Consider the following 19,565-nt stretch of genomic DNA (forward strand, 5'->3'; position numbering starts at 1 on the left):
GTCGCAACTCCCATTCTTACGCCGAGGACCAGCCCGTCTACTTCAATCCCGCGTCAGCAACGTCCATACCCACAACACCTAGTTCCATCAGTTGCCTGACAACGCGCGAGAGGTAGTAGGGGGACAGGCTATTCTCGGGCTCCTCGACCGCCAGAAGCGTCAATGTCGGCAGCGTACCTGCGGAGAGGTCGAAACGGTCTTCGTGACCGCCTTCCGCTACCTTCGATTCGATGTCAAGGGTCGCTGCGGTGAGAGCGAGGTGCAGCATGGAGCGCTGGCCGTCGCTCAGAAATCGGGCGTGACGTTTACGGCCAGTATGCGATGGCCGAAACATCAACTCGGCGTTCCCAACCAGTGCAGCCACGTCACGGTTGATCGGTTCAAAAGTTGGAACTGTGTCGGTCGTATCTTGATGCAGTTGTTGCCAACGCTTCGCCAGCGCTTCCTCCACCGTCGATACGGCCGGCTCAGATTCGAACTTTTCGAGCAAATCGGTCGCCGCATCAGTAACGTGCCCGCGCAGATCATCCGACCAGCGGCTCGCACGCCACAATCGTCCGCGCAAAAAAGTTGTAATCTGTCGAGCTCCGTCCCGCGAGGCCGGGACGTAGACCATTTGGATCCTATTCCGATCAGCTCCACGAAATGGAACCCAGTTATCGCCATAGTCCTCGTCGAAGTTGTAAATCACACGGCGCTCGTCCTCAACGGTCCCCTCGATCAAACCATCGTCGGTCCATGTCGCACGGAGTGCGATGCGGCATTTCAGTTGGCCGTCAACTGTTGCGGCCATGTGACGGAAGAACTCCGGGACGCTGGCGGTCATACTTGAAGGCGTCGCTTTGTCTGCGACGTCGAGTTCGGGAAAGGCGAGGATGACTTCAATCGCCAGCGTTCGTTCCTGTGGGGACTGTTCCTCATCCGCTGGCACATGGAAATCTTCGACTTGAATTTGCCGTTGTTCTTGCGTGACACCGAACAACCGGAGGAGCGCTTGACAGACTGCTGTCTTGCCGGAGCCGTTTGCACCGATCAAGGCAGTTAACTGCGGGTCCAACGAGACTGTGGTGGGCTGCGCCCCAAAGCATTGGAAGTTCGTCAGTGTCACGCTCTCCACGTACATGCAGGTTCCCCTTAGATGTTTACTACTTTGGTAGTCGCCGATGCCGCGCCGTCAGCTTAGGTCAAGCGGTGATGACGCTAGCTCGCCAATCGAGGTCACGTCACCATCTACATGGCAGTTCGGCGTGCACGAACGGGGCTGCCCGAGTCCAGCCGTGTGTGTGACGCCGTACTCAAGCCTCCCGTGGAGCGTCCACGTGGACTTCATCCGGCGGTGGACCGCTCTCCTACCGCGTGGGCACACGCCGTGAGTAGCCCTGCCACTATGAGCGCGACAACGAATGACACGGATGAAGGGATCCATGAAGCGATTCGGTTGAGGCCGTCGTATCCGAATGCCGTTACACCGCTTGCGATTGCCGCAATCGAAGAACCTCTCCAAATCCATTCGCTCGGACTTTCACCCGTGACGAGGTCCGCGAATGAACGGTGAACAAGGTACTGACCGAGGACGACAGTGCCGCTCGCTGCCAAGCAGACGAGTAGGGACTGACCTGCTCCGGGTAGGTGGCGTACGAAATATGTCAGGGTACCGGTGAATCCGAGGAACGCGGCGGCGGAGAAGAGGGCTGCGCTGAGGTAGCAGCCCAGTTCGCTGTCGCGGTACGGCGTGCGATCGATGTCGATCGCAACGAAGATCGCGGTGACGACCCCGACGAACAGCACGCCGGTCAAAACCAGTAGCACGGTCCATCCCAGCCAGTTCCAATGCGACCAGTCCCCGTAGTGATTGACTGCCACTTCTTGCATGAGCGATGCCACTCCATTGTCGGTGTCGTGCGCTGAGTAGTGTTGTGTTGAAATATTTTTCATTGCTTCGAGTTGCCACTGTTGAGGACCTCCGCCGTCGAGCAGCGGCTGCCTTTCAAGCGATGTGGCCGTCTTGGCCTGAGAAGCAACTCCAGCGACTTCGGCTAGTCAGCGACGTTGGTGTCAGTGTGGAGTTCGGCCGCAGCTGGGTCAGTTGCGCTCCAGCGTCTGTGCCATCGGGTCGCTGGAGGCGTGAAGATCGGTCCGTTGCTTTGAGCGGCGAGCACATCTCCCCCCTCTGGTGCAGTTTGGTGTAGCGCGCGGAGAGAGCCGCCAGGCAGCAGTTCAGTTGGACCGGATCAGCGTTGTTGTGCTCGTCGCGGAAGATCGCTTTGTCTTCATCGGCAATGAGTGGGTGGGCTTGGACCATCTGCCACGGTGTGGCCGTGGTGACGGTTCCGCGTGCATCGAATTGCCGGCAGTAGAAGTTGTTGATCAATCCTGCACGTGCACGCCAGATCTCGTTGAGGAGTGCGAGGGCCGCGTCACTGGTGCCGTGTTCGGTGGGTGCAGGAATGTCGTGGGCTTGACCGGTTTTCGGGGTGTGGGCTGTACCCAAGCGCAGGTAGAAGTCGACGTTCTGTTCTACACACCAGCGCTCTATCCGTGCGGCGAGTTGTTCATCGGATGTTGTCGCTGTCAACGCTTCGATTGCGAAGGGAAGGTCGTGTCCGATCGAGGTCAGCGCCGCGCCCAGTGCATCGTCTTTGCGGTAGTCGAAGGAACGGTACGTCGTCCATCGCGTGGCGGTAGCCGTGCTGGTGAGGGTGACGATCGGGGATCTGTCTCCATGGTGGTGGATCGTGACTTCGATGTGTCCTGGCGCCGCTGAGGGCTGAGAGACGAGACGGCGGATCGGGGCGTCAGCGGCTACGAGCGCATGTGACGGGCACAGGTTCGGGTGGATGCTGCGTGCACGTTCTGCGGCGAGGGTTCTGTCCACAGTCGCCGACGACATGCTCAACAACTGTTCTGTAGTTGTCGTTTGCGGGGTGAGGTGGCCGTGGCGGACGAGTGCGCCGACGAGCGTGGGAAGCGCTGGGACGAGCCGCTTTCCGGTCGGCATGTCGAGAAGTTTCCAGCACCAGGTAAGGAGCTCCACCGTCTCCGGGCTGTACTTGAGCCGTGATCGAGGTTGCGGGTCGACGGCTCTGGGGGTGGTGGTCCATTTTAAGACGCGGCGAGCGTGGCTTCGGTGCCATCCAGTGCGAGCGCATAGTTCGTCGAGAAGTACACCTTTGGTTCGCTTGTCCGCGCTGGCGTAGGCAAGGGCGATGTCTTCGACGATGCGCTGGCGGCCCTGCCCGCGTGCGGGTTGTGCGCGCTTGTTCGTTACCGACATTCAGGTCCCCTCCTGTGTTGGATCTGTCCTCCTATCTAGTTGTCGGATACCGAACGTCCCGAATCGACAGTTTCCGAAAGAATTTTTCGTTGCTGTTCGAGGAAGCGTCGCTCGACATCGTTTTCGACCAAGATCAGGGCTTCGTCGAGGGCGCAGAGAGCTTCTTTGATGTTGCCGAGCCTGCGGTGCATGTCGGCTCGGGCTGCGGGCAGGTAGTGGTAGCCGGAAAGTTGGTGATCGGTACCGAGAGGATCCAACGCCGCGAGGCCTGCTTTGGGGCCTAAGGCTTCACCGATGGCGATGGCACGGTTGAGCGCAACGACCGGTGAGGGCCAGATAGCCACCATCTGGTTGTAAAGGTCCACGATCCGGATCCAGTCGGTTTCGTCCCACCTACCGGCTTGGGCGTGCACTGCGGCAATGGCTGCCATCAGCGCGTAGCGGCTCGGGGGACGCTGTTTCATCGCGTGGCGCGCCAGAGTGAGGCCCTCGTGAATCGCTGTGTGGTCCCAGAGTTGGCGATCTTGTTCACTCAGTCGCAGCAGTTGGCCGTCACTGTCGGATCGAGCTTCGCGGCGGGCATCGGTCAGCAGGACCAGTGCAAGCAGCCCTGTCGGCTCGGATTGGTGTGGTAGCAGCTCGTGCAGCAACCGGGCAAGGTGCAGCCCGCGTTCAGCGAGATCTCGTCGTTGCAGTTCCGATCCGGAGGGGGCGGTGTGGCCTGTGGTGAAGACGAGGTGGATCACGTCGACAACCGCGTCCACCCGGCTGGCGAGTTCCTCGGCGGCTGGCTCGCGGTAGGGGATCCCGGCGGTCGCAATCTTCTTCTTGCCGCGGGTGATGCGTGCCGCCATCGTCGATTCCGATACGAGGAAGGCCCTTGCAACGTCCGGGGTGGAGAGCCCGCAGACTAGCCGCAAGGTCAGGGCCACGCGGGTGGAGACGGGCAATGCTGGGTGACAGCAGGCGAAGATCAACCTGAGTCGGTCGTCGGGGATGTCTTGGTCGTCGAGGTTGTATGCATCGCCAACGATGAGCAGGGGAAGCTTGGTGTCGAGCAACTCACGACGCCGGATGAAATCGATGGCCCTTCTTCGCGCCACAGTGGTCAACCACGCCACGGGGCTCTCGGGTACACCATGTTCGGCCCAGTTGGTCAAAGCCGAGGCGTAGGCCTCCTGCGCGCATTCTTCGGCGAGATCGAGATCGAGGGTCGTTCGAGCCGCGGCGGCGAGAACGTATGCCCATCCCGTTCGGTGCGCATCAGCGATTGCAGCGTGAACGCCAATTTGGTGCATCAGCTCGGTCCCCCTGTTGCCATGATCCATCTGTTGCACGCCCGGTCAGATTCCGCGGATCGGTCGTACTTCGATTCCCCCGAAAGGTGCCGGCAGTTCTCGGGCAATGACCAGAGCTGCATCGAGATCGTCCGCTTCGATGACGAAGAAGCCGCCTATCACCTCCTTCGCTTCAGCGAACACACCGTCGATGATGGTGACCCCGTCCCCGTCGCCGCGTCGAAGGCTGGTGGCGGACGAGGAGCTGTGCAGCCTCCGCGATTGGGTGACCACATCGGCATGATCGGCGAGGAATGCCTGATAACGCGCTTCGAGGGCTCCTGGATCTTCTCGTTCGCATCGCTCGATCTGTTCTTCGTCTTCGTGAACCAACAGCAGGTATTCCGGCATGACCGCTCCCCTATTTTCGTATTCAGTTGAGTCAACTCACTCTATATATGTCGAACGACAGGAAGCCGAAATCGACACTCTGGCCGAACTTTTCGCGAACCTTTTTAGTGATGCGACGACGCGGTTTCGGGCAGTACTACAAGGTGTAAGACTATTTCGGATTCCAGTGTGCCGACTCATGTCTCGTTTCAGAGAGTCGGCGCTTTCATCTCGCTCCAATTTTCGGGAGGCGATTGTGAGTTCCCTCGTCAGCAGGGTCGCAAGCAGGCAGGCCGATGAGGTCGATTCGCGCTTTCACTTGGCACCAGGACTACGCCGTCAGATCAACAAGGTATTCCCCACTCATTGGTCCTTCTTGCTCGGCGAGATCGCCCTCTACAGCTTCGTGGTGTTGCTCATCACAGGCGTGTTCCTGACATTGTTCTTCGACCCCTCACAGGCCGAGGTCATCTATCAGGGGGCATACCAACCGCTCAACGGGGTGGTGATGTCGCGTGCATACGAAACCTCACTCGATATTTCCTTCGAAGTGCGCGGAGGATTGTTCGTCCGCCAGGTTCACCACTGGGCCGCACTGATGTTCGCAGCGTCGATGATCGTGCATATGGCGCGCATCTTCTTCACCGGTGCGTTTCGCCGACCCCGTGAAGTCAACTGGGTGATCGGATCCCTGCTCCTCATTCTGGCGATGTTCGAGGGCTTCTTCGGATACTCCCTGCCGGATGATTTGCTCTCCGGTACCGGATTGCGCTCGCCGCTCGGTGGAATCACGATGGCCATACCCGTCGTCGGTACATGGCTGCATTGGGCCATCTTCGGTGGTGAGTTCCCGGGGACGTTGCTGATCCCGCGGCTCTACGTCATGCACGTGCTCATCTTTCCGGGTTTGATCCTTGCTCTTGTCGCAGCGCACCTGGCGATTGTCTGGTACCAGAAGCACACACAATTCCCGGGGACTGCACGCACCGAGAACAATGTCGTCGGCGTCCGAATCCTTCCGGTGTTCGCGGCGAAATCGGGCGCCTTCTTTGCCCTCGTCTTCGGGATACTCGCCGTGATGGGTGGCCTGTTGCAGATCAATCCGATCTGGGTTCTGGGCCCATACAACCCTGCGCAAGTTTCTGCAGGCTCCCAGCCCGACTTCTACATGATGTGGACCGACGGTATAGCGCGCCTGATCCCGGCCTGGGAGATCTATCTGTTCAACCGGTACACCATTCCCTCGGCATTCTGGGTTGCACTCGCAATGGGTGCGGTGTTCGTCCTGATGATTGCGTATCCGTGGATCGAAAAGCGTTTGAGCGGTGAGGACAGCCATCACAATCTTCTGCAACGCCCCCGCGACGTTCCGGTGCGTACGGCAATCGGGGCAATGGCGATTGCCTTCTATGTCGTGCTGACGATTTCCTGTGTCAACGACCTCATCGCGCTGAAATTTCACATATCGCTCAACGCGATGACCTGGGCGGGACGAATCGGTGTGATCGTCTTGCCTGCGATAGCGTATTTCGTGACTTACCGGTTCTGTATCGGGCTGCAGCGCAGCGACCGTGCGGTCCTCGAGCACGGTATCGAGACGGGCATCATCAAACGCTTGCCGTCAGGGGCCTATCTGGAAACGCATCAGCCACTCGGACGCGACGGCGAGGCGTTGGAATATCAGGGAGCGGCAGTTCCCAAGCGGATGAACAAGCTCGGCGCCGCGGGACGACCCTATCCCGGTTCACTTTTGGGTCCGGACCCTGAGGACGAAGTTGAAGCACTGAGCCGCGCGGAGGAAGAGTCCGAGCACGAACTTCTTGCCACTCTCAGTCAACGTCAGATCACCGGATCGGCCGACTAACCGCACGCAAACGACACCGCGGGGCGCTCCTGGAATCAGGGGCGCCCCGCAGTTCGGCATGGTCACGGCTGGCCGTACGTCGAGTCCTTCTTGCCGGTTTTACCGTGCGGTGGAGCGGTCGACCACAGTCCTGTATTCGGTGGTGATTTCACGAAGGCGCGGGGCTGGGGCGGCGGCAGGATCGCCGGCGCGGGAGGCTGTCTTCTTCTCGGACTCGTTCATCGCCCGATTTGCCTCAACGATGCTTGTTGTCGGGATGATGCGCATCGCTTCGTAGGATCGCAGTGCCGAGACAGGGTCGGTTGCGCGTGTGAAGCACTCTGCCAGTGCGCCGGCGTCGATGATCGCCTGGGATGCTCCGTTGGCCCCGATCGGATACATCGGGTGCGCCGCATCGCCGAGCAGCGTCACCCGGCCGGAGCCCCAGTGACTCAACGGATCCCGGTCGACCATCGGGTACACGGAGACCTGCGGAGAGCGGGCTGCCAACTCTGTCAGGTCGAACCAGTCGAAATTCCATTCTGCGAGTGCGTTGACGAGTCCGGTGCGCTCGTCTTCGCTCGGGCTTCGTCTGTCGGAGGGAGTCAAGCAGACCCAGTTGAGCAGGGTCCTCCCCTCTGCGTTCGCTTGTTCGCTGCAGGGGTACGCCACCAGGCGAGTGCCGGTGCCGTCGTTGGCGATGATCATTGTCACGCCGTCGAGAAACGTGTACGGCAGGTCGGCCAATCCTCGCCACATGGTGGTTCCCGCGACGCTGACCGGCGCCTCGTCAGGATGAAGCCAGCGCCTGACGGTCGAGTGCAGCCCGTCTGCTCCGACAAGGACGTCGGTGTCGAGTGTGCGGCTTCGGCCGTCCGAGTTCACGACGGTCAGTTGTATCGCCGTCTCGCCGCTGCCAGAGATGTTGGACAGCCGGGCGTCGGAGTGCACGGCTCCTGGCCCGAGTCGCTCGGTTACCGCGTCGAGGAGCATCATCTGCAGGTGACCCCGGTGCACGGAGTACTGCGGATAGTCGTGGCCCGCTGCGATTCCTCGGGGTTCGGTCCACAGGGTCCGCCCGCGATGGTCGACGTATCGATGAGCCTGTGTGGCAACGCCGATCCTCGCGAGCTGATCGGCCAGGCCCAGTCTGGACAGTTCGGCGATCGCGGTGGGCTGGACGTTGATCCCGACGCCGAGGGGAACGATCTCGGGTGCGGATTCGAACAGCGCAGCCTCGTGGCCTCGCTCGTGCAGGGCCAGAGCGGCGGACAATCCGCCGATCCCGGCCCCGGCGATACTGATCCGGGGGCGTGTCGTGGTCAGGTCTTTGCTGGCCATCGCTGTAGTCCTTTCGGGTGCCGACAAAGAGAAGGCCCAGGCGGAACCGGTGGTTCCCGCCTGGGCTCTGTGGTGGATGTTGGTCTTGATCAGGCCTGTGTCACCGAGGCGACCGAATAGGGGCCTGGTGCCGGGGTGGCAAGCTCTGCGGCCTTCTTCGCGAAGACCTGCGCGTCGGGATTGGTGGCCACGGCCTTGATGTCGTCAGGGCTGCTCCACTGGGCCAGGTTGACGACACGAGAACCGTCCCGGCTGGCGAAGAGATTCACCGAGATGAAGCCGGGCTGGTGCTTGATGACCTTCTCGGTGCCCTCGTTGAGGACATCGATCAAGTCCTGCTGCTTCGCCGGGTCCTTGAGTTCCAGAATGTTGATGAATGTTGCGACCTTGTCGCCTTCACGAATCACTGTCTCAGTCATGCCATTACGGTAATCCGCCGTTCCTGCGTTGGCTAGGGTTCGAGAGAGACGTAGACAGCTTTCCGCGCCGAATACCCGTCCTCGCGAGCATCATTGGTGATTCATCAGACACGCTGGCGCGTAATCACTTGATTCGTCACAATTTTCGCGAGCACAGATCTGATGCAACGCTTGCGCGCATCTTCAGTGAGGCGTCATATCGTTGCAGATCTCGGAGCCATACTGTCATCGTTAGGGCGTCAGTTACCACCGAGTCAACGGCGCACCCGTTCGGATCGTGCGCACGGCGAATCGAAATCGTTGCCACTCAGTAATTTTCCGAGTTTCAGGCATGTGCACATTCCGAGAGGTCATGCGATGTACGAAGTTTTCGGCCCCGAGCAAGAAGCGGCACGTTCAAGGAATCGGAGCGCGGTCGCTCGTTATATGCAGACACGGGGCCTCGATCGGTTGAGAAGACACGAACTGTTCACACAGGACGGCGAGGGCGGCCTGTGGACTACCGAGACCGGCGAACCGATCATGATCAAGGGAAGAGATCGACTCGCTGAACATGCCGTGTGGTCGCTCGAGTGCTTCCCGGACTGGTCATGGTTCAACATCGAGATCTTCGATACACAGGATCCCGATCGTTTCTGGGTCGAGTGCGACGGCGCCGGAATCATCCGATTCACCGGCTATCCCGAAGGTCGTTACGAGAATCATTTCATTCATTTCTTCCGCTTCGTGGACGGGAAGATCAGCCAGCAGCGCGAATTCATGAATCCCTGCCAGCAGTTCCGTGCGCTGGGCATAGCGGTACCGAACGTGATCCGCGAGGGAATTCCGACCTGACAATGACCGGCCCCAGCAATCCGACCTAGCGGAGTGATTCGTGATCCCCTCAGCACTGACGTCGACGGTGAATTCTCACCAACCGCCGTGGCAAGACCATCCCCAACTCGACCTCGTGCGCAACGTGCTCGAGACGACCACTGTCATTGCAAGTCCGGTCGAAACCGACCAACTCGCTCGACGCCTGCGTGCCGTCGAGGCCGGCCACGCGAGCGTTCTCCAGATGGGCGATTGTGCGGAAGACCCCGCGCACTGCACACCCGCCCACGTCCACCGCAAGCTTGATCAACTCACTGCAAGCGCCGGCGCAGTGGCAACACCTACCGGCCTTCCTGTTGTTCAGGTCGGTCGTATCGCAGGACAGTTCGCCAAACCTCGCTCCAAGGCAACCGAAACCGTCGGTGATCGCGAAGTGGTCACCTACCGGGGTCACATGGTGAACCTGCCCGACAGCGACGAGGTCAGCCGGACGCCGGATCCGCTCCGGATCCTGATGGGGTACCTGACGTCGAAGCAAGTCGCCGCCACCATCGCCGGCTTCAACCGCGGGCGGGCCTTGGAGGATCGAGTATGGACGAGCCACGAGGCGCTGCTACTCGATTACGAACACCCCATGATGCGCTCGGGAAGCGATGAACGCACGTATCTCACCTCCACGCACTGGCCGTGGATCGATGAACGTACGCGCAACGTCGACGGTCCCCACGTCGCCACGCTGGCGCACATCGCCAACCCCTCTGCCTGCAAAGTCGGCCCGACAGCTACCGAAGGCGATCTCGTAGCGCTGTGTTCTCGGCTCGACCCCTATCGAGAACCCGGCAAGCTCGCCTTGATCACACGGATGGGCGCTCAACACATCCGTACTCGACTGCCGGCGTTGATGAGTGCAGTTCGCGCGGCCGGGCACCGTGTGCTGTGGATCTGCGATCCGATGCACGGCAACACACTCAGTGCAGGGGATGGCACCAAGACCCGAGTCGTCGACGACGTCATCGACGAGATGACGGGCTTCGTCGGTGTTGCCGATCAGACCGGAACGCGGGTGCACGGGCTACATCTCGAGACCACCCACCTGGCCGATGTCAGCGAATGCGTCTGGTCGAGTGCAGATCTCGCCTCTGCTCGGCCGAGTAGTCCACTGTGCGATCCGCGGCTGAACCCGGAGCAGACTGCTGCCGTGGTGCACGCCTGGGGCGAGATGCTCGCACGACATTACCGAGCAGTGGAGACGCCGTCATGAGTGGTGATCTCACTGTCGAGCCGTACCTGCTGCCCAGTCCAGGTGAGATGCCGGATGCATTGGTGGACTGGGATATCCGGCCGCAGCAGGCGACGTTACTCATCCACGACATGCAACGTTATTTTCTGTCTCCATTCCCGGAACGATGCGTTCGGAGATCGTGGGCAATGTGCGCGATCTGCATTCCTGGGCGCAGCGGGCAGGGGCGGCCACGGCTTACACCGCGCAGCCGGGCAGGATGAGCGTCACCGATCGCGGACTGTTGCGCGATTTTTGGGGCCCGGGGATGCAGACCACCGATGCGGACCGAGCACTTGTCCCGGAACTCGAACTCGGCGACGACGCGTGGCCCTTCGTCAAGTGGCGTTACAGCGCTTTCCACCGATCCGACCTGCTCACCCGCATGCGTGAGGACGGACGCACTCAACTTGTCCTGTGTGGTGTGTACGCCCATGTCGGTATCCTTGCCACTGCCCTCGATGCGTACACCCACGACATCGAGGTGTTCCTCGTCGGTGACGCGGTCGCCGACTTCACGGCCGCAGATCACCGCCAGACACTCGAATACACCGCACGCTGCTGTGCACGGGTAGTCGCCACGAAGTGGGTGACCGAGCGATGAGCCTTCCGACCTCGACCGACCTTCTGACCGAAATCCTGGCCGGCAACCGCTCGGTGTACGCCCTCATCTGCCGCACCGACCCTGCCACTGGTGCTCGCACCGTCACCGCGTTGTCCGGGCAGCTACGGCAGCACGAGCTGATCGAGGAAATATCCACGACCGCTGACGTATTCGTCCTTCTTCCCTATCGTCAAATACGCGAACGTGGCTATCCGGCCCACGACGACGGTGCACCGCTGCTCGCGATTTCCATCGACGAGCAGCAGGACTACCCGCTGAGCGGCGTGCTCGACAAACTCCCGCGCCGCTCCTTCGCCCTCACCGGCGGGCACTTCGACAGCTCCGACGCCGACTACGCACGGAAAGTCGCCGCGATCGTGTCCGAGGAGATCGGCAACGGACGCGGTGCGAACTTCGTGATCAAGCGCGAATTCTCCGCCGAGTGCACCCCCTACAACCCGGCAGTCCCTCTGTCCGCGTTCGGGGAACTCCTCGACAACGAACGCGGCGCCTACTGGACCTTTCTCGTACACACAGAGGACCTGATACTCGTCGGCGCATCACCTGAACAACACGTTGTACTCGACAACGGCACAGCCGTGATGAACCCGATCAGCGGAACCTACCGCTATCCACCCGGCGGGCCGACCCTGGACGGAGTCCAACAGTTCCTCGACGACCGCAAAGAAACCGACGAGCTGTACATGGTGGTCGACGAAGAGCTGAAGATGATGTGCCGCATCTGTGAGCCCGGCACGACTCGAGTCCACGGACCGGCCCTCAAGGAGATGGCGTGGGTCGCTCATACTGAGTACTTCATCGAGGGGCAGACCCACCGTGACCCGCGAGAAGTATTGCGGGAAACGATGTTTGCGCCCACCGTGACCGGAAGCCCGGTAGAAAGCGCGACGGAGGTCATCGCCCGTTACGAAACGACCGGTCGCGGTTACTACAGCGGTGTGGCGGCATTGATCACCCGATCCGGTGGCGGGGCACCCACTCTCGATTCGGCGATCCTGATTCGTACAGCGGCGATCGAGCCGCACAGTGGGCGTGTACGGGTGGCGGTGGGGGCCACGTTGGTTCGGCATTCCGATCCTGCGGCCGAAGTCTACGAGACCCACGCCAAGGCGCAGTCGGTTCTCGCGGCATTCGGGCACAGCAAACCCCATGCCAGCTGGAATCGCCACCCGATGATCACCACCGCCTTGGCGCATCGCAATAACCAGATCGCAGGATTCTGGTCGCCGAACTACTCCCACGACGTCCGCTCCCGGGTACTGGACGGACGTAAGGCGCTCGTCGTGGATGCCGAAGACACGTTCACCGCGATGCTCGACCACCAGCTGCGCTCCCTCGGTTTGACGGTCACCGTGCGCCGATTCGACGACATGTACACCACCAGTGACCACGATCTGGTAATCGTCGGGCCGGGGCCCGGTGATCCCACAAATGTCGATGACGAGAAGATCGTGCACCTCCGAACACAGATCGACGACCTGCTCTCGACACAGCGTCCGTTCCTCGCGATTTGCTTGAGCCATCAGATCCTGGCCTCGCGTCTCGGTCTCCCTCTCGCCCGCAGAGCTGAGCCGAACCAGGGTAAACAGGCGCGCGTCGAGATCTTCGGACAGAGCGAGAACGTCGGCTTCTACAACACCTTCGAAGCACGCACTGCTTCCGGTCGGATCAATGTCGCGGGCGTCGGCCCGGTCACTGTTTCCGCGGACACCGCCACCGGAGCGGTCCACGCCCTCGAAGGGCCTCACTTCGCGTCCGTTCAGTTCCACCCCGAGTCGATCCTGACCGTGAACGGGCCGCGCATCCTCGCTCTCATGTCCGAAAGGCTGCTCTCGACGTGAAACTCGAATACATCGTGTGGGACCTCCAGGCAGACGACGACCCGTCAGTGACCCACCTCAATGAACTGACCGACACCGCAGCTGTCGAGGCGTGGCGCTCGGTGCCCGGTCTGGCTGCCAAATACTGGATCCACGATCGAGGAGCGCGGCGGTGGGGAGCGATACTGCTCTGGGATGACGATCGCCCGGCGGGCAAGCTCCCGGCTGGGCCGGCCGTCGAACTCCTCGAACGAGAACGTGCTCACCGCAAGGACTTCGAGGTCCACGCCTCCATCGAGCATCGACCCAAGAGTTCTCGGCGCACTCTCCGATACTGCGTCGTCGACGCGTTCGCCAGTACGCCTCTCAGCGGTAATCCGGTCGCGGTGTTCTTCGGCGCAGACTCGCTCGCGACGGAGACGATGCAGCGAATCGCCGCAGAGTTGAATCTGTCCGAGGTCACCTTCGTCTTGCCGGCCGACTCGGCAGAATCGACTGCGCGGATTCGAATTTTCACCCCCGTCAACGAACTCCCCTTCGCCGGGCACCCCATCCTCGGTACCGCTGCCGCTGTTGCCGCTCAGACAGGTGCGAAGGAGCTCGCGTTCGAAACCGCGGTGGGTCTGGTCCCGATGACAGCTGAGCCCGTCGACGACTACTTCCGCGTCACGATGGAGCAACCACTCCCGACGTGGTCGCCAATGCCTGACACCGAACAGAGATCACTGTTGGCAGCCTTGGGGCTCGACGCAAGCGCACTTCCGATCGAGACCTACGACAACGGCCCACGCCACACGATCGTCACCGTCGAGAGCATCGAGGCGCTCTCTGCTCTGCGCCCGGACCACCGTGCGTTGTCCGAGTTCGAGAACATGGCGATCAACTGCATCGCCGAAGACCTCGACGGGGTCTGGCGAAACCGGATGTTCTCTCCCGCCTACGGGGTGGTCGAAGATGCCGCCACCGGATCAGCCGCCGGCCCGATCGCCATCCACCTCGCGCGTCACGGACGGATCGAATACGGCCATGACCTCCGCATCCACCAAGGTGTCGAACTCGGACGACATTCCGTGATGCACGCCTGCGCCGACATCGATCCTCACACCGGCAAGCTCGCCTCCGCACTGGTCGGAGGCGACGCGATCACCATCGCGCACGCAACCCTGTACCTCGGATCCGATCGAGGCACCGACCATGAGTAGCCAATACGAAACCATCACCGGAACCGCTCGCCCATTCCTGGAATATTCCGATCCACCACCCACGCCGCTGGACCTGTTCCAGATATGGATCGAGCAAGCTGAGATCGCCGGGGTCCGTGAGCCACTCGCGCTGTCCTTGGCCACGACAGACAGCGTCGGCCGCTGTTCTCAACGCACCGTCGCCGTCACCGACATTTCCGCTAGCGGATTGTCCTTCTCGACGCATACGACAAGCAGGAAAGCACGCGATCTGCATACGAACTCGTGGGCAAGTGGCCTGTTCTACTGGCGCGAACTCGCCCGTCAACTGATCATCTCCGGTCCCGTACTCAAACTCAGCGCCGCGATCGCCGACAAAGTGTGGGACGAGCGCGCCGAACCCCTCAAACCCATGTCGACGGCCTCGCATCAGAGTCTGCATCTCGGCGACCCCGAAGTGCTGCTCGCACGCAGTGAGAGTCTCGGCCAACACACCGATATCGCCCGCCCTCACCGATTCGCCGTCTACCAACTCCAACCGCATCGCGTGGAGTTCTGGGCAGCAGACCACTCGCGCCTACACCGCCGATTGCTCTACGAACGCGGCCCACGTGGGTGGACCGTCGATCGACTTCAGCCCTGAAACACTCGTCCTACACAAAGGATTGACATGGAACCCGACACGTCACTGGACGCGATCGTCATCGGCGCCGGATTCGCCGGCATCTACGCCCTGCACAAACTTCGCAACGAACTCGGACTCGCAGTGCGATGCTTCGACAAAGCCGACGGTGTCGGCGGCACATGGCATTGGAATCGGTATCCCGGCGCGAAGTCGGACAGCGAAGGGTTCGTCTACCGGTATTCCTTCGACAAGGAGATGCTTCAGCAATGGTCGTGGACTAACCGCTATCTCGAACAAGCAGAAGTCCTCGAGTATCTCAATGCCGTGGTCGATCGCCACGACCTACGCCGCGACATCCAGCTCGAGACTGCTGTCACCTCCGCACGGTGGGACGATTCCCTGGCACGGTGGGAAGTACGCACCGACTCCTCCAAGGTTTATCGGAGCAAGTACCTGATCACCGCCCTCGGGGTGCTCTCCGAACCCAACACACCGGAAATACCTGGTATCGAACAGTTCTCGGGACAGGTAGTGCACACCAGTCGTTGGCCGGAGGGGCTTGACGTCGCCGGCCGCAAAGTCGGCGTGATCGGCACCGGTTCGACAGGCACCCAATTCATCTGCACCGCCGCGGAAACCGCCCAGCAGTTGACGGTGTTCCAGCGCACCGCGCAGTACAGCATCCCCTCCGGCAACGGCCCGATCGATCAGGAATACCTCGACCGGTGCCGCAGCAACTACGACGCCATCTGGGACCAAGTCCGCAATTCGATCGTCGGATGCGGATTCGAAGAGAGCACGGTCTCGGCGACGTCGGTGTCGGAAGCGGAACGAACCCGTGTGTTCGAGGAAAGCTGGCAACGCGGAAATGCCTTCCACTTCATGTTCGGGACCTTCAACGACATCATCTTCGATCCCGCGGCGAACCTGGCCGCAGCCGATTTCGTTCGGGACAAGATCGCCGCGATCGTGGACGATCCCGATACAGCCCGAAAGCTCATGCCCTCAGGGTATTACGCCACTCGTCCCATCGCGAACAAGGGATACTACGAAACTTTCAACCGGCCGAACGTCTCCCTGGTCAGCATCAAAGACAACCCGATCACCAGGCTGACCGAGAACGCAGTAGTCACCGCGGACGGAACCGAACACGAGATCGATCTACTCGTACTCGCCACCGGCTTCGACGCCGGATACAAGAAGATGCACCTCACGGGACGCGACGGAACACCGATCAGTGAACTCTGGAACGAGACCACCGCGGCCTACCTGGGTATCGCCACGCACCAATTCCCGAACATGTTCATGGTTTACGGCCCCAACAGCGTCTTCACGAACCTGCCGCCAGGAATCGAAACACAGGTCGAATGGATCACCGAACTGATCCGCCAGGCCGAAACACAAGGCTCGGCCACTGTCGAGGCCGACGAGACCGCCGTACGTACATGGGCGCAACTCTGCGACGACATCGCCAACGCATCACTGTTCCCGAAAGCCCATTCCTGGATCTTCGGCGCCAACATTCCAGGAAAAACCAGCCGGGCCCTGTTCTATTTCGCCGGTCTGGGCAACTACCGGCGCGTTCTCGCGGACGAGGCCGATGCCGACTACCCGAACTTCACCTTCCGCAGCGATGACCACACGTCCCTGGAGCGAGAGCATGCCTCAATTCCGCAGTGACCGCCGCACACCCGCCGACTACGGACTTCTCGTCGCAGCCGCAACCCTCTACAACGACAGCTCCGTAGGCCTGGTCCAACAACAACTTTCAAAGCACGGAATCCGAAGCACCATCTCCGGCCCCGAACTGTCCGGCCCCGGAATCGCCCGCAAAGTCCTCGTCTTCCCCGAAGACCACCACCGCGCCTTCCGCGTGCTCTGCAACGAGAACGAAGACCTGTAAACGACCGACTGACGATCCACTCACATGCTCACGTCATGCGCCACCACGTTGACGGCGCTGGATGAACTGGAGCCGGCAAGTCGTGTTTATGACAGCTTGATTCGAGACCACTGTGACGGCTTGATCCAGACCCATCTGCGACTCGCCGCAGTGGTGGTGACGGTTTGAGCGGAGTACGCCTCGGTGACCGCCGCGGCGGAGGCGATCGCCAAGCAGGTCGGCGTCGGGCAGGAGACGGTGCGGCGCTGGGCTCTGCAAGCTCAGGTCGACACGGGTTCCCGCTCGGGCACCACCTCGAAGGAATCGAAGGAATCGGCGGAGATCAAAAAGCTCAAGGCCGAGAACAAGCAGCTGCGTGAGGACGTCGCCATCCTCAAAGCTGCGACAACTTTCTTCGCGGGGGAACTCGACCCCCGCAACCGATGATCATCGCTTTCATAGATTCGTTGCGTGCCAACGGTTCTGCGGTCGAGTCGATCTGTCGAGTCCTGAGCGATCAGGGCTGCAAGATCGCCGCGAGAACTTATCGAGCATGGCGAGTACGCACGCCGGCTGCGCGCACCGTCTCCGACGCCCACGTCATCGACGCAGTCAGGGAGGTCGTGTGGAACACCGACGCCGACGGCCGGCGGAAGATGACACCCGAAGGGCTGTACGGGAGAGTGAAGATGCGCGTACATCTGGACCGGACCGCGATCCCCGGGGTGTCCTACGGTGCGGTCGATCGTGCGATGAAATCGCTCTGCCACAACGGAATTCGACGAGCGAAAGGAATCAGAACAACCATCCGATCGGCGGACGGCGTGCGAGCGGGCGACCTGCTCAACCGACAGTTCCAGGCCGAGGAACCGAACCGAGTATGGGTCACCGATTTCACTTACGTCCGAACATGGGCCGGGTGGGTCTACGTGATGTTCATCATCGACGTGTTCTCCCGGCGGATCGTCGCCTGGCATGCCTCGATGTCGAAGACCGTGGACCTGGTGACGATTCCGCTTCGGATGGCGCTGTGGCAGCGCCGCCGTGAGGGCCATCCGGTGAAAGCGGCTGAGCTGATTCATCATTCGGACGCGGGCAGTCAGTACACGTCCGTGAAGCTGACCGAGAAGTTGGCACTCGAGAACATCGCGGCGTCCATCGGATCGGTCGGGGACGCCTACGACAATGCCCTCGTCGAGTCAGCTAACGGGTTGTACAAGACCGAGTGCATCCGAACGACGATCTTCCACTCGGGGTCGTACAAGACGGTCACAGACGTCGAGTTCGCGACCGCTGGTTGGGTCGAGTGGTACAACGTCAAGCGCCTTCATTCCAGCATCGGCCACATGCCTCCGATCGAATACGAAACACTCCACTACGCTGACCTCACCACCGAGGATCAGCCCCAACTGGAGGCGGCACAGAACCTAGGGTGATTCATCTTGCGGTCACTCATCCACTCCGGACAGCTCCAGAACCGGATCAACGCACTCTAAATCCGGAAGGGCCGGAAATCCGGAAGGGCCGGAAAACCCCCGCAACGAGGCGGTGGCCTTGATCGCCTGCAGGTACCGGTCGATCGTCGCACCGCTCATCGACTCCAACTCGGTCCGCACCGACGGGCTGTAGTGGCCGCGACCGTCGACGAGCTCGCCGTGGGCCTCCAGCGAATCCAGCAGCAGGACCATCTGCGCAGCCAGATACGGACCACAACTGCCCCCGGACAGGACCCACAGGTGTTTGAGAACCTCGCGTGCGTCGGCACTGTACTTCCGGGGCCGAGACCTGCGCCGATCCATCCGCACCACGTTCGGCGCCCGCGAGCCGGCCTCCACCAGAGCATGCCTGGCGCGGCTGCGGGACAGACCGGTCAGCTCGCAGAACTCATCGAGCATCCGGCCCTTGTCCTTCTTCGACGCCGCCAGGTACAGCTTGGCGTACTTGCGAGTGACCTCGACCACCGTCGACCTCGACAGATCCGACCCCATCCGCTCATCGTCGACCCGGCCCCGGCTTCGCGGCTACCAGTACGTGAGGAACCAAGTCCCGTTCGCGGCTGACATACGTGATGATTGCCGAGACCTTGTCAACACCGGCGACGAACCGGCACCATGAACCCCAGTCGAACACCGACACGTGAGCCTGTATCCCGAACAACACATCACCCTGTACGCGGACACGGGGCCGATTGTGCGACCGGGTGATGTCCAGGTCGCACAGGAGTGAGGCCAGCGGTTTCGAGGTCATCGCCGCGCCCCCGTCGGCGTGGAGATATCCCGGTGCTCGGCCTTGCTCGGCGATGGCGTCGGCGACCAGGTCAGCGGCTAGTTCGCCGTCTCCGACGGTCTCGATGCACCAGCCCACGACGTAGCGGGAGAAGATGTCGATGACGACGTGAGCGTGGTACCAGATGCCCTTGGTCGGGCCCCGCATTTTCGTGATATCCCCTGGAGGACCAGACGTCATTTTGCCTGGTAGTGACCAGTTCGGGAATCTTGCGCGGTGGATGGGTGGCGTGCCGGCGGCGCTCACCGTTCATCCGGTGCGCGGCCAGGATCCGGTGCAGTCGAGCTCGCGGGCCCACACCTGGGCCACGGACAGATCGGCGTAGCCATCGCTGGTGAGCACCTCCAATATCGCGGCGCGCTCGGCGGCGGTGAGCTCGGCAGGATGGCGGGCTTTGGGGTGTGGCCCGTACGGGCGCAGAGTCGGGTTCGCCGAGGAATGATCGAAACCTGTGGATCCCGGGAGGACGCACCTTCCCGGATGATGATCTGTACACGAACAGGATTCTGA

General features: G+C 61.4%; 17 protein-coding genes and 3 pseudogenes. 10 read left to right on the forward strand and 10 right to left on the reverse strand.

What is annotated here, in order from left to right:
* Positions 1 to 37: 37 nt before the first annotated feature.
* The 5 genes from R4P70_RS31375 to R4P70_RS31395 all read right to left on the reverse strand — a co-directional run bounded on the left by R4P70_RS31375 (position 38) and on the right by R4P70_RS31395 (position 4,962).
* Entirely contained in the window at positions 38 to 1,123 is a 1,086-nt protein-coding gene (locus R4P70_RS31375; RefSeq protein WP_021334692.1) for an ATP-dependent nuclease, read from the reverse strand.
* A gap of 203 nt (positions 1,124 to 1,326) precedes the next feature.
* Positions 1,327 to 1,872, reverse strand: a complete 546-nt coding sequence (locus R4P70_RS31380; RefSeq protein WP_030537985.1) for a hypothetical protein — start codon at positions 1,870 to 1,872, stop codon at positions 1,327 to 1,329.
* Between the two features lie 115 nt (positions 1,873 to 1,987).
* Positions 1,988 to 3,274 carry a hypothetical protein gene (locus R4P70_RS31385; RefSeq protein ID WP_031332332.1) on the reverse strand — a complete coding sequence of 429 codons (1,287 nt, stop codon included), beginning with the start codon at positions 3,272 to 3,274 and terminating at the stop codon, positions 1,988 to 1,990.
* Positions 3,275 to 3,309: 35 nt separating this feature from the next.
* Positions 3,310 to 4,572: an RNA polymerase sigma factor gene (locus tag R4P70_RS31390; protein ID WP_051253235.1), complete on the reverse strand. Its 1,263-nt coding sequence runs from the start codon at positions 4,570 to 4,572 to the stop codon at positions 3,310 to 3,312.
* 45 nt (positions 4,573 to 4,617) lie between these two features.
* Complete coding sequence (locus R4P70_RS31395; RefSeq protein WP_021334696.1) at positions 4,618 to 4,962, reverse strand: YciI family protein; 345 nt, start codon at positions 4,960 to 4,962, stop codon at positions 4,618 to 4,620.
* Positions 4,963 to 5,140: 178 nt separating this feature from the next.
* Between R4P70_RS31395 and R4P70_RS31400 the strand changes: the two genes are divergently transcribed.
* A complete protein-coding gene (locus R4P70_RS31400) occupies positions 5,141 to 6,805 on the forward strand; it encodes a cytochrome b (protein ID WP_080712837.1) in 1,665 nt (554 codons plus the stop codon).
* Between the two features lie 99 nt (positions 6,806 to 6,904).
* Here R4P70_RS31400 and R4P70_RS31405 read toward each other — a convergent pair whose 3' ends face one another.
* Both R4P70_RS31405 and R4P70_RS31410 read right to left on the reverse strand, forming a co-directional pair.
* On the reverse strand, positions 6,905 to 8,125 hold the full coding sequence (locus tag R4P70_RS31405) for an FAD-dependent monooxygenase (protein WP_021334644.1): 1,221 nt from the start codon (positions 8,123 to 8,125) through the stop codon (positions 6,905 to 6,907).
* Positions 8,126 to 8,214: 89 nt separating this feature from the next.
* A complete protein-coding gene (locus R4P70_RS31410; protein WP_021334645.1) occupies positions 8,215 to 8,544 on the reverse strand; it encodes an antibiotic biosynthesis monooxygenase family protein in 330 nt (109 codons plus the stop codon).
* Between the two features lie 357 nt (positions 8,545 to 8,901).
* On the opposite strand from R4P70_RS31410, the gene R4P70_RS31415 reads away from it, so the two are divergent.
* The 9 genes and pseudogenes from R4P70_RS31415 to R4P70_RS31455 all read left to right on the forward strand — a co-directional run.
* A complete protein-coding gene (locus R4P70_RS31415; protein WP_030537981.1) occupies positions 8,902 to 9,378 on the forward strand; it encodes a PhzA/PhzB family protein in 477 nt (158 codons plus the stop codon).
* A 40-nt stretch (positions 9,379 to 9,418) separates the two neighbouring features.
* Positions 9,419 to 10,618 (forward strand): 3-deoxy-7-phosphoheptulonate synthase, encoded by a 1,200-nt coding sequence (locus tag R4P70_RS31420; RefSeq protein ID WP_021334647.1) that lies wholly within the window; start codon positions 9,419 to 9,421, stop codon positions 10,616 to 10,618.
* Positions 10,615 to 11,240 (forward strand): annotated as a pseudogene (locus tag R4P70_RS31425) (isochorismatase family protein). The gene R4P70_RS31420 and the pseudogene R4P70_RS31425 overlap by 4 nt, the downstream one beginning before the upstream one ends.
* Positions 11,237 to 13,102 carry an anthranilate synthase family protein gene (locus R4P70_RS31430; protein WP_021334648.1) on the forward strand — a complete coding sequence of 622 codons (1,866 nt, stop codon included), beginning with the start codon at positions 11,237 to 11,239 and terminating at the stop codon, positions 13,100 to 13,102. The pseudogene R4P70_RS31425 and the gene R4P70_RS31430 overlap by 4 nt, the downstream one beginning before the upstream one ends.
* Complete coding sequence (locus R4P70_RS31435) at positions 13,099 to 14,283, forward strand: PhzF family phenazine biosynthesis protein (protein ID WP_021334649.1); 1,185 nt, start codon at positions 13,099 to 13,101, stop codon at positions 14,281 to 14,283. The genes R4P70_RS31430 and R4P70_RS31435 overlap by 4 nt, the downstream gene beginning before the upstream one ends.
* Positions 14,276 to 14,905, forward strand: a complete 630-nt coding sequence (locus R4P70_RS31440; RefSeq protein ID WP_021334650.1) for a pyridoxal 5'-phosphate synthase — start codon at positions 14,276 to 14,278, stop codon at positions 14,903 to 14,905. Before R4P70_RS31435 ends, R4P70_RS31440 begins: the two co-directional genes overlap by 8 nt.
* Before the next feature lie 27 nt (positions 14,906 to 14,932).
* Positions 14,933 to 16,567: a flavin-containing monooxygenase gene (locus R4P70_RS31445; RefSeq protein ID WP_011331502.1), complete on the forward strand. Its 1,635-nt coding sequence runs from the start codon at positions 14,933 to 14,935 to the stop codon at positions 16,565 to 16,567.
* Positions 16,548 to 16,790 (forward strand): hypothetical protein, encoded by a 243-nt coding sequence (locus tag R4P70_RS31450; RefSeq protein ID WP_011331503.1) that lies wholly within the window; start codon positions 16,548 to 16,550, stop codon positions 16,788 to 16,790. The genes R4P70_RS31445 and R4P70_RS31450 overlap by 20 nt, the downstream gene beginning before the upstream one ends.
* Positions 16,791 to 16,958: 168 nt before the next feature.
* Positions 16,959 to 18,205, forward strand: a pseudogene (locus R4P70_RS31455) (IS3 family transposase); the annotation flags it as partial.
* A gap of 12 nt (positions 18,206 to 18,217) precedes the next feature.
* Here R4P70_RS31455 and R4P70_RS31460 read toward each other — a convergent pair.
* The 3 genes and pseudogenes from R4P70_RS31460 to R4P70_RS31470 all read right to left on the reverse strand — a co-directional run.
* Entirely contained in the window at positions 18,218 to 18,757 is a 540-nt protein-coding gene (locus R4P70_RS31460) for a hypothetical protein (RefSeq protein ID WP_021334653.1), read from the reverse strand.
* A gap of 4 nt (positions 18,758 to 18,761) precedes the next feature.
* A complete protein-coding gene (locus tag R4P70_RS31465) occupies positions 18,762 to 19,235 on the reverse strand; it encodes an integrase catalytic domain-containing protein (protein WP_080656781.1) in 474 nt (157 codons plus the stop codon).
* A 69-nt stretch (positions 19,236 to 19,304) separates the two neighbouring features.
* Positions 19,305 to 19,565: pseudogene (locus R4P70_RS31470) on the reverse strand (hypothetical protein); the annotation flags it as partial.

Origin of the sequence: Rhodococcus sp. IEGM 1241, from assembly GCF_033142365.1 — a bacterium.
GTDB classification, from domain to species: domain Bacteria; phylum Actinomycetota; class Actinomycetes; order Mycobacteriales; family Mycobacteriaceae; genus Rhodococcus_F; species Rhodococcus_F erythropolis.